Source organism: Rhodococcus sp. TAF43 (genome assembly GCF_052113525.1).
Lineage (GTDB): Bacteria > Actinomycetota > Actinomycetes > Mycobacteriales > Mycobacteriaceae > Prescottella.
The window spans coordinates 1-16224 of record NZ_JBFRDL010000041.1; the positions used below are offsets into that span (position 1 = coordinate 1).

10 protein-coding genes are annotated in these 16224 nt (G+C 66.8%); 5 read left to right on the top strand and 5 right to left on the bottom strand.

What is annotated here, in order from left to right:
* From AB4Z09_RS21170 to AB4Z09_RS21185, 4 genes are all read right to left on the bottom strand, one after another.
* A partial coding sequence (locus AB4Z09_RS21170) for a PPE domain-containing protein (protein WP_442240604.1) occupies positions 1-905 on the bottom strand: 905 nt, incomplete at its 3' end.
* A 55-nt stretch (positions 906-960) separates the two neighbouring features.
* A complete protein-coding gene (locus AB4Z09_RS21175) occupies positions 961-1269 on the bottom strand; it encodes a PE family protein (protein WP_174907449.1) in 309 nt (102 codons plus the stop codon).
* Between the two features lie 124 nt (positions 1270-1393).
* Positions 1394-1744, bottom strand: a complete 351-nt coding sequence (locus AB4Z09_RS21180) for a metallopeptidase family protein (RefSeq protein ID WP_114724143.1) — start codon at positions 1742-1744, stop codon at positions 1394-1396.
* 1 nt (position 1745) lies between these two features.
* Complete coding sequence (locus AB4Z09_RS21185; protein ID WP_441346792.1) at positions 1746-2828, bottom strand: septum formation family protein; 1083 nt, start codon at positions 2826-2828, stop codon at positions 1746-1748.
* 51 nt (positions 2829-2879) lie between these two features.
* Between AB4Z09_RS21185 and AB4Z09_RS21190 the strand changes: the two genes are divergently transcribed.
* Positions 2880-3302 carry an ankyrin repeat domain-containing protein gene (locus AB4Z09_RS21190; protein WP_174907453.1) on the top strand — a complete coding sequence of 141 codons (423 nt, stop codon included), beginning with the start codon at positions 2880-2882 and terminating at the stop codon, positions 3300-3302.
* A 30-nt stretch (positions 3303-3332) separates the two neighbouring features.
* A complete protein-coding gene (serS, locus tag AB4Z09_RS21195) occupies positions 3333-4592 on the top strand; it encodes a serine--tRNA ligase (RefSeq protein ID WP_174907455.1) in 1260 nt (419 codons plus the stop codon).
* A gap of 82 nt (positions 4593-4674) precedes the next feature.
* On the opposite strand, the gene AB4Z09_RS21200 is transcribed toward serS, so the two are convergent.
* Positions 4675-5163, bottom strand: a complete 489-nt coding sequence (locus tag AB4Z09_RS21200; RefSeq protein ID WP_114724140.1) for a PaaI family thioesterase — start codon at positions 5161-5163, stop codon at positions 4675-4677.
* Positions 5164-5716: 553 nt separating this feature from the next.
* Here AB4Z09_RS21200 and AB4Z09_RS21205 point away from each other — a divergent pair.
* The 3 genes from AB4Z09_RS21205 to AB4Z09_RS21215 all read left to right on the top strand — a co-directional run bounded on the left by AB4Z09_RS21205 (position 5717) and on the right by AB4Z09_RS21215 (position 16054).
* Positions 5717-8908, top strand: a complete 3192-nt coding sequence (locus AB4Z09_RS21205; RefSeq protein ID WP_254622725.1) for a beta strand repeat-containing protein — start codon at positions 5717-5719, stop codon at positions 8906-8908.
* A 221-nt stretch (positions 8909-9129) separates the two neighbouring features.
* The gene (locus AB4Z09_RS21210; protein ID WP_442240605.1) at positions 9130-12063 is read left to right on the top strand and encodes an Ig-like domain repeat protein; all 2934 of its coding nucleotides are present in this window, start codon (positions 9130-9132) and stop codon (positions 12061-12063) included.
* Positions 12064-12418: 355 nt separating this feature from the next.
* Positions 12419-16054 (top strand): beta strand repeat-containing protein, encoded by a 3636-nt coding sequence (locus tag AB4Z09_RS21215; protein WP_442240606.1) that lies wholly within the window; start codon positions 12419-12421, stop codon positions 16052-16054.
* Positions 16055-16224: the final 170 nt, after the last annotated feature.

The following is a 16224-nucleotide window of genomic DNA, read 5'->3' on the forward strand; positions in this document are numbered from 1 at the left end:
CCGCCGGCCCCACCGCTGACTCCCGCGGCGCGCGCGGCGGTGTAGCCGGACCCCCGGCCGGCGCCGCCGGCGGTCGCGGCCCCGGCTGCACCCGAGGTGGGCGCGGTGGACGTGTTCAGGACCACGGGGGCGCCACCGGCGACGCCGCCGAGCACGGCACCGCCGATGTTGGCGGCGGCGGAGGTGGCACCCGAGACGGTGCCCGCGACCGTGCCGACCTGCGATGCGGCCGCCATGACGGTCGGGTTCTGGGCGAAGGCAGTCGCCGCCGCGGCGATGGTGCCGACCGGGTCGGTGCGGAAGTCGTTCTCGAGTCGGCGGCGGGCGACCTCGCCCGCGTCGCGGGACTCGAGGCCGGCGGTGGATTCGTTGGTGAGCGGCGGCGGCTGCGTGAAGGATCCCGGTGTCGCCAGGATGCTCGACGCCGCCTCGTACGCCTCCATCACCAGCCCGGCCCGGATGTCCATCGCACGGTCGGCGGCCTCGGCGACGGCGGCGGAGCCGTTGACCACGCCGCCGGTGCTGTAGGCGGCGGTCTTGGCTGCCTTGACCGCGGTGATCTCGGGCAGGCTCGGCATGGTCAGCGCTGCGGACGTGTAGGCGCCGGCCTCGACGGAGGCCTTGGTCGCGGTGTCCGCGGCGAGCGTCGCGGTCTGTTCGGCCCACGCGGCGAACGGGGCGATCCTGCCGAGCGCGGCCTCGGCGGCCACGCCCTCCCAGCCGGTGCGCAGCTCCGCCATCACCCTGTTCAGCGTCGCGCCGGCGTCGGCGAAGCTCTCCGCGACCGCGGCCCACGCCGGGCTCGCCGCGCTGAGCGGCACGGGCCCCGCGCCCGCGGTGAGCGTCGTCGAATTGACGGTCGCACCGCGCGGCATCCAGACGACTCCGGTGACACCAGTGGTCATGCTGTGTTCTCCTCGTTCCCCTCGAATGTGGCTGGCAGGTCCCGGTCCGGCGTGGTCACATGCCGGCCGCGAGCGACGTCCCGATCGTCTGGTCCTCGTCCCGGTAGGTCGCGGCCTGCGCGCGGAGCATCACGGCGGCGGCGGTGAGTTCCTCGATGCTGCGCCCGGCCGCCGGGCTGAAGCTGTTCGCCAGGCCGTTGAAGTACCCGGCCGCCATCACCGACACCTCCTCGGCGCCGGACGGCGCGACGGTGAGGGCCGGTGCCGCCGCGGTGAGGGTGACCTGCAGGCGGACGGCGAGCGCGTCGAGTTCGGTGGCCGCGGCGAGGAGGACGTCAGGGTCGACGAACACGTGATCCGACATGCGGGTATCTCCTCGAATCGGGGTCGATGGCAACCGGGGCGAGCAGATGAAACTCGTCCCTTGATTGCTTGGACGCCGAAAGCGAGCGGTCGGTTCCATTCGAATTCGACCGGATCGGGACGGGTCAGCCCCAGCCGAGCTCGTGCAGCCGGTCCTCGTCGATGCCGAAGTAGTGCGCCACCTCGTGGATGACGGTGACCATCACCTCGTGCACCACCTCGTCCTCGGTGTGGCACACGTCGAGGATCGCGTCGCGGTAGATGGTGATGGTGTCGGGCAGGGCGCCGCCGTAGTGGCTGTCCCGCTCGGTGAGGGCGATGCCGTGGTAGAGCCCGAGCAGGGTCGGCTCCTCGTCGTTGCGCGGCTCGACGAGCACCACGACGTTGTCGATTCCCGCGGCGAGTTGAGGCGGGATGAGGTCGAGCGCTTCCGAGACCAGCTCCTCGAAGTGAGCGGCCGTCATGGTCACCGGCACGTCAGCCCCCGGCCGGGGGGAGCGGCGCGGCGCCGGGCAGCGGGGTCGGCACGGAACGGCCCTCGGGCGCGGGCGGCGGCGGGACGGGCGCCTGCCCGTTGATGAGGATGGCGCCCTTGGCGCTGCCGACGATGGTCGCGAATCCGCTGCCGTCGACCTCCTTGCCGATCGAACAGTTGATCTTGCGGCTGCCGACGAGCCAGCTGTCGAGGTCGAGGTTGTCCCAGAACAGCGTCAGGGTCTTGTCACGCAGCGTGTCGGGGGAGCCGAGGTAGCCGTTGCTGGCCTCGGTGCACGCGCCCTCGAGGAACTTGTCCTGGTCCTCGACGGAGGGCATGCCACCGGGGAAGCGGCTGGCCAGGTCGATCACGCCGACCACCTCGAACGCGTGCGACTGCGCGCAGTCGACGGGATCGGACGGGACGTTCTGGTTGATGCCGATGCAGGTGCCCACGTTCCACACCTTCGACTGGTCCTGCTCGGCGACGCGGCCCTCGATGGGCAGCAGTGTTCCGGTGACACCGGAGAACTGCAGGCCGCAGCGGATGGTGCGTTCGCCGGCGGCCCAGCCGGCCTCGCCGGGATTGATCAGGCCGACGCTGAACTTGCCCTTGGGGTCGAACCGTCCGTCCAGGTAGTTGTTGACGGCCGGCGCGCAGTGTTCGTCGCGGAGTTCGGAGAAGCGCAGTACACCGGGGAACTTGGAGCCCGGACCGAACTCGACGCCCGGATACAGGCTGAGGTCCACATCGGTGGCGACCTCGAACTGGTGCGCCTGCGCGCAGTCGACCTTCTCGAGGTCGCTGGCGTCGGCGCTGCTCCATGTCAGGCAATCGCCGGTGGTGGCCGAGCCGAACGCCTCGCCGGCGACGGCGCCGGTGGGCTGCGGTCCCACGCCACTCGTGTGAACAGGCAGTTTCTCGCCGCGGTCGAAACCGCCGGAGACGAAGATGGTGGCGATGGCGGCGATCACCGCGCCGATCGCGACGAGCGCGAGAGCACGCCTGGTCACCGGCGCGGACACGTGTCGGCGCCGCTCCGGCTGTGGTGTCGGCTGCGGTTGATCGTCGGACATTGGTTCCATAATGCCCGCATCGGGAGCAGATGCCGAAGTTTCCGCGTAGGTTCGTCCGACATGAGTGAGGAACATCCCGGTGAGCGCGACGGCGACCTGCCGGGAGACGTGCAGGAGTTGGCCGGTCGATTGTTCGACATGGCCCGGACCGGCGCCGCGACCGCGTTGGCGCAGTACGTCGACGCCGGGGTCCCGGTCAACCTCACGAACGCGAGCGGCGACACGCTGGTGATGCTCGCGGCCTACCACGGGCACACCGACGCGGTCCGGGCGCTGATCGAGCGGGGCGCCGACGTGAACCGCCCGAACGACCGCGGACAGACGCCGCTGGCGGGTGCCGTGTTCAAGGGCGAGGACGCCGTGGTGGCCGCGCTCGTGGACGCGGGGGCCGACGCGGCGGCCGGTCAGCCGTCGGCGCTCGATGCCGCACGCATGTTCGGACGCGACGACTATCTGCAGATATTGGGGAAGCACCCGGAGTGAGCGTGGTGTCACCAAGTAGGGTTTGTGGTCGTGATTGACCTCAAGTTCCTTCGCGAGAACCCCGACGCCGTCCGCACCTCGCAGCGCACCCGCGGTGAAGACCCCGGTCTGGTCGACGCGCTGCTCGAGGCCGATGCATCCCGCCGCGCCGCTGTCCTGGCCGGCGACACCCTGCGCGCCGAGCAGAAGGCGTTCGGCAAGAAGGTGGGGCAGGCGTCCCCGGAGGAGCGTCCCGCGCTGCTCGAGGGTTCCAAGGAACTGGCGCGGAAGGTGAAGGACGCCGAGGCGACCCAGCACGAGGCGCAGGCCGCGATGGAGGCCGCCCACCGCGCGATCTCGAACATCGTGCAGGAGGGTGCGCCCGCCGGCGGCGAGGACGACTTCATCACGCTCGAGACCGTCGGCGAGATCCCGACGTTCGACTTCGAGCCCAAGGATCACCTCGAGCTCGGTGAGTCGCTGGGACTGATCGACATGGAGCGCGGCGCCAAGGTGTCGGGCTCGCGGTTCTACTTCCTCACCGGCTTCGGTGCGATGCTCCAGCTCGGCATGCTGCAGCTCGCGGCGCAGAAGGCGATGGCCAACGGTTTCACCATGATGATTCCGCCGGTGCTGGTGCGCCCCGAGATCATGCAGGGCACCGGCTTCCTGGGCCAGCACTCCGACGAGATTTACCACCTCGCGGACGACGACCTGTACCTCGTCGGCACGTCCGAGGTCCCGCTCGCGGGCTACCACTCGGGCGAGATCCTGGACCTGTCGAACGGCCCCAAGCGGTACGCGGGCTGGTCGTCGTGCTTCCGTCGCGAGGCCGGCAGCTACGGCAAGGACACCCGCGGCATCATCCGCGTCCACCAGTTCGACAAGGTGGAGATGTTCACCTACTGCAAGCCCGAGGACGCCGACGCCGAGCACCAGCGTCTGCTCGCCTGGGAGCGCGACATGCTGGACGCGATGGGACTCCCGTACCGCGTCATCGACGTCGCCGGCGGCGACCTCGGTTCGTCCGCGGCCCGCAAGTTCGACTGCGAGGCTTGGGTTCCCACCCAGCAGCAGTACCGCGAGCTGACGTCGACGTCGAACTGCACCACCTACCAGGCCCGCCGCCTCGCGGTGCGCTACCGCGACGAGAACGGCAAGCCGCAGACCGCCGCGACCCTCAACGGCACCCTCGCCACCACGCGCTGGCTCGTCGCGATCCTCGAAAACCACCAGCAGGCAGACGGTTCCGTCAAGGTCCCCGCCGCCCTGGTGCCGTTCGTCGGCCGTGAGGTGCTGACGGCGCCGTAGCCTCACTTTTGGTGTTGGCCGAATGTCACATGCGTTCAGTTGGACCGAACGCATGTGACATTCGGCCGAAGTGTTTTCGGGGTCAGCGCAGGATCAGGCAGGTGGTGGACGCCGTTGCCAGCAGCCGGTCCCGGTCGTCGCGGACCTCGGCCCGTGCGGTGGCGGTGGTGCGGCCGGTGTGCTCCGAAAAGCCGTGCACGCGAATGGATCCCTGTTCGGCCTTGATGCCGCGGATGTACCGGACGGTGATGTCGAGGGTGGTGTATCCGACGCCGGCCGGAAGGGTGCTCGAGACGGAGAAGCCCATCGCGGTGTCGATCATCGTGGCGATGACGCCGCCGTGCACACTGCCGACGGCGTTGTAGTGCCACTCGGCCGGCTCGGCCGTGATCTCGACGAAGCCTTCGCGGGCGTCGGTGACGCGGAAGCCGAGGGTGCTCGCGGTGGGATGGTGCGGGACGGTGCCGTCGACCAGGCCGCGGACGAACTCGAGTCCACTGAGGTTCCGGTTGGCATCCGCGATCGGGGCGGGGTCGTTCCAGGTGTAGGTGCGCTGACGTTCGGGAGACACCCGTCAGACCGTACCCGCGGCGGTGCGGGCTCGCGGCCCGGTGGCTGGCCGGGCCGAATTCCATTTCTGGAATTCAATTCAATAATACCCTGCGGTATGTAGGAGTGATCAATTCTTTGTTCGCCGTAGCGGGTCGATTCCCGGTCGGCGTCTCGGCGAGGGCGGGGCCGTCGGTGTCGAGTTTGAGGCTCATTTCGGTGCGGGGTGAAGCGTAAGGGTTAATCCCGAGGTGAAGTTCCCGATTCTGGACACGCGGCGACGCTAGACATGGTACTGGACTCATGTCCAGGCATGTTGACCCAGTTGGAAGCTATTTTTTTGCCTCCGTGTCCATGTGGCGGCCGAGGGTTTCTTCCGGATCGGACGTACCGGCCGGTAACAAACGTGTGTTCGGCAAATCTCCAGCAACATTTGGACGTTTGGTCGGCAAAACCGACACATAGGCGTAATCCCGCCGTTATGGTGTGCGGACCTCTGCGGATTTCCCCTCCCCCCATCCGCAACTTCTGCAAAGGAAGCGAGTATGCAAAATTCGATAGTGAGGCGCTGTGTCGTGCCACTCACAGGCACAGCGCTCGTCGCCGGGACGCTCCTGATCGGGAGCCCGGCGAATGCGGTCGTCAACACGACGAACTTCAAGAACGCATGTCAGGCATCGGCCACAATCACCGTGCACAAGGTTGCGGACACCGGGATGACTGTGGACGCTCCTGCCACGGTGGCACCGGGTGAGACATTCACCTACCGGATACAGCCGGTTGGCGCTTCGTACCCCAACTCGGACTCGGGCGCGACCACGACGAACGTGTCGCGGCTGAAGGTCGACTATCAGATTCCGGCGAACGCCACGTTCGTCAGCGCCTCGGTCGTGCCCGGCACGGCCATCAATCTCGATGGTGTGGCCCCCGGCGTCCTGAGGGTCAACGATTCCGGAAACCCTGACGCCGCAGGAAACATCCTGCGACTGTCCGGCAACAATCAGACCATCTCGAATGGGCCGAGCACCAGTACCAACAGCGAAGGTGGCATTCGGGCACCCAAGCTGAAGAAGGACCTCAACGGCAACGGGACCGGCGGTGACAGCTGGTTCCGACTGCCCGCTGTCGACGTGACCATGGTGGCTGGGTCAGCCGGTGTGATCACGCCGACGGTGCGCACAGCAGGCAGCGCCGCGAACTACAACGCCAATGAGAGCTACTACACCTTCCTGCCGCTGGCGAGCTTCTTCGGGAACCAGTGGGCGCCCACGCGGTGCACGCCGCGCGACGACAAGGGCGCAGGGCTCAACGCCGGCGCCGGCCCGCTGGCCACGATCAATGTCGTTGCTGCTCAGGTGTCGACCGCCACTACCCTCGCTGCGCCGGCCGCGGCGGAGACCGGCACCCCGGTCACGCTGACTGCCAACGTCGCGCCCAACAACGCGACGGGCTCGGTGCAGTTCCAGGACAACGGCACCGACATCGGCTCCCCGGTGGCGGTGTCGGGCGGCTCGGCCAGCCTGGATCACACGTTCACGTCTGCCGGTTCGCACTCGGTGACGGCGGTGTTCACCGGTACCGGTAGCTTCACCGGTTCGACGTCGGTGGCTTCGACCGTGACAGTGTCCGACCCGACCCCGGTCGATGTCGCGACGACACTGGGATTGACGGTTCCGCAGAACGCGGAGACCGGCACGGCCGTCGACCTGACCGCCACCGTGACCCCGGCGAATGCCGCGGGCACCGTGCAGTTCAAGGACAACGGCAACAACATCGGTTCCCCGGTGACGGTGGCGTCCGGCGCGGCGACGTTGTCGCACTCGTTCACCGTGGCCGGCGCACACGCGATCACGGCCGACTTCACGGGCGCACCCGGCTTCACGGGTTCGACCGCGGGAGCCCAGAACGTGACCGTCGCCGATCCGGTGGTTCCGGATGTCGAGACCACGACGACGGTGTCGGCTCCGGCCAACGCCGCGACCGGGGCCGAGGTGACGCTCACCGCGAACGTCGCCCCGCAGAATGCTTCCGGCACGGTGCAGTTCACGGCCAACGGCAGCAACATCGGTTCGCCGGTGACGGTGTCCAACGGTGTTGCGACGCTGCCGCACACGTTCGCCACTGCCGGCTCGTACGCGGTCGGCGCAGCATTCACCGGTGACGCCGGATTCGCTGCCTCCACTGCGGCGCAGACGCAAAACGTCACTGTGACGGATCCGGTCACCACGACGACGACTGAGCTCACGGTCCCGCAGGACGCGGAGACCGGCGCAGCGGTGGACCTGACGGCGAACGTCACTCCGCAGAATGCGGTCGGTTCGGTGCAGTTCCAGGACAACGGCACCGACATCGGTCAGCCGGTGACGGTCTCGAACGGTGTTGCGACGCTGTCGCATCAGTTCACCTCGGCCGGTTCGCACAGCATCACGGCCACCTTCACCGGTGGAGCGGGATTCGCGGGCTCGACCGCGGGTGCACAGACCGTGACGGTGACCGATCCGGTGGTTCCGGACACGGAGACCACTACCACCGTGACGGCTCCGGGCACGGCTGAGACGGGCTCCTCGGTGACATTGTCTGCTGCGGTTGCCCCGGTTCCGACCGGTGGCACGGTGCAGTTCAAGGTCGCCGGCAGTGATGTCGGTACTCCGGTGAATGTCGATGGCACCGGTCACGCGAGCATGCCGTACACGTTCAATGCGGAGGGTTCGTATGCAGTGACCGCGGTGTACTCGGGAACCACCGGGTTCGCGGGTTCGACGGCGTCGGCTCAGAACGTCGCGGTTTCGGATCCGGCTCCGTCGGATGTGGAGACGAGTCTGGGGCTGACGGTTCCGGCCACGGCTGAGACGGGTGCTGCGGTGGATCTGTCTGCTGCGGTCACTCCGGCGAATGCCGCAGGCACGGTGCAGTTCTCGGTGAACGGCAGCCCGGTCGGTGCTCCGGTCACGGTGTCGGGCGGTGCGGCAACGTACACGCACACCTTTGCTGCCGCGGGCTCGTTCAATGTGACTGCAGCGTTCACCGGTGCGGTCGGATTCACGGACTCGGCTGCGTCTGCGCAGACGATCGCGGTTTCGGATCCCACTCCGGTGGAGGCGGACACCACGACGATGCTGAACGTCCCGGGCAACGCCAAGACCGGTGAGTCGGAGGATCTGTACGCAACCGTGTACAACGCCGCGACTGCGGAGGTCGTCCCGAGCGGCGGCACTGTCGAGTTCTTCGACGGCGCAACGTCGATCGGAACAGCTCTGGTGGTTGACGGTGTTGCCGCATTGGCGCACACCTTCACCGCGGCGGGCACGCACACCATCACCGCGACGTTCAGCGGCGCGACCGGGTTTGCCGGTTCCAACGCCGGGGCGAAGCAGGTCGTGGTCACGGTGCCGACAGTGGCCGACGTCGAGACGGCCACGGTCGTGACGGTGCCGGCGAACGCGACGGCCGGAACCTCGGTGCAGTTGTCGGCGCAGGTCACCGGTGCGGGTGACGTGCCGGTCACCGGTACGGTCCAGTTCTTCGACGGGGCCAACCCGATCGGTGACGCGGTGACCGTGGTCAACGGCACGGCGGTTCTGAACCACACCTTCACCACGTCGGGTGCGCACAGCATCCACGCGGAGTTCAACGGCGGCCAGGGCATCGCGAACTCGACCTCGGGTTCGCAGACCGTCCAGGTCTCCGGGGGCAACCCGAGCGGAAGCTTGGGCAGTCTGAGTGGACTCTTCGGCGGCCTTCTTGGTGGCTTGAAGTTCGGCTCGTAAGTAGTTCCTGATCCAGGCGCGGTCTCGCCTCCATGCGGAGACGGGGCCGMGCCTGAGATCGTCAGATCCGAAAATGATTGTTGGCGAATGGAAATCGCTCTTGGCGGTTGCCGAGAAACGACTCTGCAACGATCAGCAAACGGTGACGCTGCAGTCCAGCTAGCGTCGGCATTCTTTTTACACCGCTGGGTCGGGGAAGCGCATACCTGAGGGAGGATTCAGTGGGTTTGTCATCCTTGCGGCGGCTCGCTACACCGGTCGTAGCGGGTGTAGCGGCGGTCGGACTCTTGGTCGCGGGAAGTGGCCTGGCCTTTGCGGCCGATCCACCTCCGGCCAGCAACCAGGGCTCGTCCGACAACGTCAAGTTCAAGAAGGAAGTGATCGGTAGCAACGTCCTCCATCGAGGCGACACGGTCACGTACAAGAGCACCATCTGGGTGGACAGCGGTGTGGAGCGCTACATTCCGAAGTTCCGGGACGTGCCGCCCGCGGGGTTCACGCTGGTGTCGGGCAGCCCCAAGGTGACGTACCTGGGTGCCACGAACAAGGCCACCTTCACCAACGAGTCGGACGGCGGCGTCACCGCAAAGTGCAGCGGCAGTGGCTGCAACGCCTTCGGCAACGGGTTCATCGTCAAGAGCGGGCAGAACGTCACGCTCGAGACCAGCTACCGGGTACCGGACACTTTCGCGTTCGGTACGTATGACAGCGGCGTGCTGCTGGACGTGTGGGCGTTCTCCGGAAACCCGAAGGGAGCCAACCCATTCAATGTGCAGGTCAGGGTGGAGGAGTTTGCCACGACCACCGCGCTGCAGGTGCCGGCTTCGGCGATGACGGGGCAGTCGGTCAACCTCACCGCGACCGTGAGCCCGGCAAACGCGAACGGCCAGGTGCAGTTCAAGGACGGCGGTGTGAACATCGGATCGCCGGTGACGCCGGTGAACGGTGTGGCGACGCTATCCCATGCATTCGCCTCGGCCGGTGCACACAGCGTCACCGCGGAGTTCGTCCCCGGTGCCGGCTTCTTCGGGTCGACTTCGGCCGCGCAGTCCGTCACGGTCACCGATCCTGATGTGACCACCTCGTTGACGGTTGATGTTCCGGCTTCCGCTGAGACCGGTTCGTCGGTGGATCTGACGGCGACGTTGTCGCCGTCGGATGCTCAGGGCTCGGTGCAGTTCTCGGTGAACGGCGCTCCGGTGGGTACGGCTATTCCGGTGTCCGGTGGTTCGGCGACGTTGCCGCACACGTTCAACGCGGCTGACACCTACGCGGTGACGGCCGAGTTCACCGGTGCTGCCGGGTTCACGAACTCGACGGCCCCGGGACAGAACGTCACGGTCACCGATCCCGATGTAACTACCTCGCTGGCGCTTGCCGCTCCCGCTTCTGCGGTGACGGGTTCGTCGGTGGATCTCACGGCGACGGTGTCTCCCTCGGATGCTCAGGGCACGGTGCAGTTCTCGGATAATGGTGCCCCGATCGGTTCTCCGGTTGTCGTGGTGAATGGTGTTGCGACGTTGCCGCATACGTTCACCTCTGCGGGCTCGCACAGCATCACTGCCGATTTCACGGCCGGCCCCGGTTTCGTGGATTCGTCGGCTGCGGCCCAGTCGGTGACGGTGACGGATCCTGATGTGACGACGTCGGTGTCGTTGACGGTGCTGGGTACGGCTCAGACCGGTTCCGAGGTGAGCCTGTCGGCGACGGTGGCTCCGGCTAATGCTCAGGGCACGGTGCAGTTCAAGGTCGACGGTGTCGCGGTGGGTTCGCCTCAGACGGTGTCGGGTGGTGTTGCGACGCTGCCGTATACGTTCGGTGCTGCGGGTTCGTACTCGGTGACCGCTGAGTTCACGGGTGCGGCCGGGTTCACGGATTCGACTGCGTCGGCTCAGAACGTCACGGTTTCGGATCCGGATCAGCAGACGTCGTTGTCGTTGACGGTGCCGGGTTCTGCGGTGACGGGTGCGTCGGTGGATCTGTCGGCGACGGTTACTCCGTCGAATGCTCAAGGAACGGTGCAGTTCTCGGTCAACGGCAGCACGGTTGGTGCTGCGGTGACGGTGTCGGGTGGTTCGGCGACTCTGGCGCACATGTTCAATGTCGCTGACACGTACGCGGTGACGGCGGAGTTCACCGGTGCTGCGGGTTTCGCGGGCTCTACCACTTCGGCCCAGGCGGTGACGGTGACTGATCCGGATCAGGAGACCACGACGACGGTGTCGGTGCCGGCGACCGCTACGACTGGTGAGCAGGTGAGCCTGTCGGCTCAGGTGTCACCGTCGAACGCTCAGGGTTCGGTGCAGTTCAAGGTCGACGGTGTCGCGGTGGGATCGCCGCAGATGGTGTCAGGTGCTGTTGCGACGCTGCTGTACACGTTCAATGCTGCTGATACATATTCGGTTACGGCCGAGTTCACGGGTGCTACCGGGTTCACGAACTCGACTGCCACGGGTCAGAACATCACGGTGACCGATCCGGCTCCGGTCGACATCCAGACCGTGACGTTGCTGGGTGTTCCGGGTTCGGCGACGACCGGCGTGGAGACCACGCTGTCGGCGACGGTGCAGGCGCAGAGCGGGACAGCTGTCCCGACGGGAATGGTGGAGTTCCGTGACGGCGATTCGCTGATCGGTTCGCCGGTAGCCCTGCTGAACGGCTCGGCGTCACTTCAGCACACGTTCACCGCCCCGGGGACGCGTCAGATGACCGCGGTGTTCCAGCCCGACTCGGGCTTCGCGGGATCCACGTCGACGCAGCGTCCGGTCGAGGTGTCCGCGCCGAACCCCGTGGACGTCCAGACGTCGGCGGTCATGACGTCGACTACATCCGCGACGGCCGGCACGCCGTTCACGTTGAGGGCTCAGGTGATCGGTGCGCAGTCGCTGCCGGGCACCGTGCAGTTCTTCGACGGTGGCGTCGAGATCGGTCAGCCGGTGCCGGTGGTGGGCGGCTTCGCTGAGGTCGCGCACACCTTCACCCTGAGCGGTCCGCATCAGATTCACGCGGTCTACTCGGGCGGCCCGGGCGTGGCGGGTTCGACGTCCCAGGTGCAGGTGCTCGATGTCGCCGAGTCCGGTGACGGCACGGGCAGCTTCGGGTCGTTGGGGACGGGGTCTCTCGGCAGCCTGAGCGGGCTGCGGTTCGGGTCCTGACACCTCTCGACTGACGCAGACTGTGGCCCCCGGACCTGATGGTCCGGGGGCCACAGTCGTTCCACTGGTCGAATCCCTCGTTCGATCCTGATCTGGACGTTTGTCCGGTAGAGTTCGAGCCGCATTTCAGACGCGGAGTCGGGCTGCGGTTGGTTGCAGGGGGTGGCATGGGCCCTGCAACGCGCCCCGGACTCGATCCCCTCAGCGCGATGTCCCAGGTCGTACCTGATCCGTTGAGTTGGCGGCCGTCGAGTCGTCGTCGAGAGGGAAGTGCATGGTTGGCAGGGGACTACGCCGAATAGTCGGCGGTATAAGTGTTTTCGCATTATCCGCGGGCTTCGCGGCGAGCCTCGGCATGGGGGCGGCCGGTGCCGCGCCGGCGTCGGTCGGCTGGAGCGACGGCAACAGCAAGTTCACGCGGACGGTAAGCAACTCCACGCCGTCGGTGGGGGAGACCGTCACGGTGTCGACGAAGTTCGAGCGCACCGGCGGTACGGTGGAGTGGTTGCAGGCGGTGAAGGACCTCCACCCGACCTGTATGACGTATGTCAGTGGAAATACTTCCGGTCCTGAGATCGCCGCGGACTACGTCCGGGTGACGGGGAACTGGCCGGTGTATCCGAACATCAGTCCTAAGTCGCAGACCTTCGAATTCACCTACTTGGTGGGCGCGAACTGTGCCCGCGCGACCCCGTTGATGACGACGATGCATTACGGGGGCAGCCTGGGCAGCGGCACGTACCCCGACAAGGGCCCGACGATCACCGTCGCGAAGGATGCCACCACGACGACGTTGGCCGCGGTGCCGAATCCGATCATGACCGGACAGTCTGTCACGTTGAGTGCGACGCTGACCGGCGCCGCGCAGGGCAGCACGATCGAGTTCTACGACGGCGCAACGAAGCTCGGTGAGGGACAGTCGAACGCGTCGGGCGTCGTGACCTACGTGTGGACGCCGACCACGGCGGGTGCCCGGAGTCTGTCGGCGAAGTTCCCGGGCACGGCGATCGCGGCCTCGTCGCAGTCCGCCGCGCAGAACGTGCAGGTGAACGCCCCGGTCGCAACCAGCGCCGCCTTGTCGGTCCCGGGAACTGCCGTGACCGGCACTCCGGTGACCCTGTCCGTGGCGATGACGCCGTCGAACGCGTCGGGCACGGTGCAGTTCAAGGACAATGGTTCGAACATCGGATCCCCGGTGACGGTGTCCGGTGGCCAGGCGTCGCTGCAGCACACCTTCACAGCCACCGGAGCGCACAGCATCACCGCCGACTTCGTGGCCGGTTCCGGTTTCGTGAATTCGTCGGCAGCGGCGCAGACCGTGACGGTCGCGGATCCTGATGTGGCGACGTCGTTGACGGTTGCGGCTCCGGCTTCTGCTGAGACGGGTGCGTCGGTGGATTTGTCGGCGACGGTGTCTCCGTCGAATGCTCAGGGTTCGGTGCAGTTCTCGGTGAATGGGTCTCCGGTGGGTGCGGCGGTTCCTGTGTCGGGTGGTTCGGCAACGCTGCCGCATACRTTCGGTGCTGCTGGTTCGTATTCGGTGACCGCTGAGTTCACGGGTGCTGCCGGGTTCACGGGTTCGACCGCTGCGGCGCAGTCGATCACCGTCACCGATCCTGATGTTGCGACGTCGTTGACGGTTGCGGCTCCGGCTTCTGCTGAGACGGGCGCTTCGGTGGATCTGTCGGCGACGGTGTCTCCGTCGAACGCGCAGGGTTCGGTGCAGTTCAAGGACAATGGTTCGAACATCGGATCGCCGGTGACGGTGTCCGGTGGCACGGCTACCCTTCCGCACACCTTCACGACGGCTGGTTCGTACAGCATCACGGCCGATTTCATTGCCGGCTCCGGTTTCGTGAATTCGTCGGCGTCGGCGCAGTCGGTAGCGGTCACAGATCCTGATGTGACSACGTCGTTGTCGTTGGCGGTTCCGGGTTCGGCTCAGACCGGTTCGTCGGTTGATCTGACGGCGACGGTGTCTCCGTCGGATGCTCAGGGTTCGGTGCAGTTCAAGGACAACGGCACGAATATCGGTTCGCCGGTGTCGGTGTCGGGTGGTTCGGCGACCCTGCCGCATACGTTCGCTGCGGCGGGTGCGCACAGCATCACGGCCGATTTCATTGCCGGTTCCGGGTTCGCGAACTCGTCGGCGTCGGCGCAGTCGGTGACGGTGACCGATCCTGATGTGACCACGTCTCTGACGGTTGGTGTTCCGGCTTCTGCGGAGACGGGCGCCGAGGTTGATCTGACGGCGACGGTGACGCCGGCGGATGCTGCAGGCACGGTGCAGTTCTCGGTGGACGGCACTGCTGTCGGTGGCCCGGTGACGGTGTCAGGTGGTACGGCGACGTACGCGTACACGTTCAATGCCGCTGAAACCTATGCGGTGACAGCGGAGTTCACCGGTGCTGCCGGGTTCACGAACTCGACTGCCACGGCGCAGAACATCACGGTCACCGACCCCGATCAGGAGACGTCGTTGTCGTTGGCGGTTCCGGGTTCGGCTCAGACCGGCTCCGAGGTTGATCTGACGGCGACGGTGTCGCCGTCGAATGCTGCAGGCACGGTTCAGTTCAAGGACAACGGCACGAACATCGGATCCCCGGTAGCCGTCGTCAACGGTGCTGCCACTCTGCCGCATACCTTCACTACGTCGGGCGCCCACAGCATCACTGCCGATTTCGCGGCGGGCCCCGGTTTCGTGAATTCGTCGGCCGCGGCCCAGTCGGTGACGGTGACGGAACCTGATCAGCAGACGTCGCTGACGGTTGCCGCTCCGGGCTCTGCGGAGACGGGCGCTTCGGTGAACCTGTCGGCGACGGTTAGTCCGTCGAATGCCCAGGGTTCGGTGCAGTTCAAGGTCGACGGCGCACCGGTCGGAACCGCGCAGGCGGTGTCGGGTGGTTCGGCAACGCTGCCGTACACGTTCGGTGCTGCTGGTTCGTACTCGGTGACTGCCGAGTTCACCGGCGCTGCCGGATTCACGAACTCGACCGCGGCCCCGCAGGGCATCACGGTGACGAATCCGGTTGTCCCGGATACACACACCGTCACGGCGGTGACTGTTCCCGCGACCGGCGAGACCGGTCAGCAGGTGACGCTGTCGGCGGCGGTGTCGCCGGCTCCGACGGGCGGAACCGTGCAGTTCAAGGTGGCCGGTGCCGATGCGGGCGCTCCGGTGACTGTGGATGTGAGCGGCCACGCGAGCATGCCGTACACGTTCAACTCGGCTGGATCGTTCGCGGTTTCGGCGGTGTACTCGGGCGCGCCCGGATTCGAGGGCTCGACGTCCGCGACGCAGAGCATCACGGTTTCCGATCCTGCCCCGATCGATGTCGAGACGGTGACCGTGGTGGGTTCCCCGGACACGGCCACGACGGGCATCGAGACGGTTCTCTCGGCGACGGTGCAGGCGCAGTCCGGGACGGCGGTGCCGACGGGCACGGTGCAGTTCCGTGACGGCGGCATCGAGATCGGTTCGCCGGTGACGGTGTCGAACGGTGCGGCAACGCTCGAGCACACGTTCACCACGGTAGGGACGCATCAGATCACCGCGGTATTCGCTCCGGGTGCCGGGTTCGCGGCTTCGACGTCGACGCCGCATCCGGTCGAGGTGTCCGCGCCGAATCCGACCGACGTGCCGTCGACGGTGGTGATCGCGTCGGGGCAGTCGGCAACGGCGGGTACCGCGTTCACGTTGACTGCCCAGGTGGGCGGTGCTCCGACATTGCAGGGCACGGTCCAGTTCTTCGACGGCGGTGTCGAGATCGGTCAGCCGGTGTCGGTGGTGAACGGTGTCGCCGAACTGGTGCACACCTTCACTCAGAGTGGGCCGCACCAGATCTACGCGGTGTACTCGGGCGGCCCGGGCGTGCAGGGTTCGACGTCGCCGGTGCAGACGCTGGACGTCGCGCAGTCCGGCGGCGGTGACGGTGGTAACGGTTCGTTGGGTTCGCTCGGCAGCCTGAGCGGCCTACGGTTCGGTTCCTGACTCCGTAGCTCCTGAGTGAGTGGCCCCTGCCCGGTATCGGGCAGGGGGCCATTCGTCCTTCACCGGCGGATAATTCCTTGTTTCGTGTAGCGAAAGAACAGCATCCGACCAGTTCGTTCGTTCGGTCGTTGTCGTTAAGTGGCTAACTGAACGTTTGACTTAGAAAACTG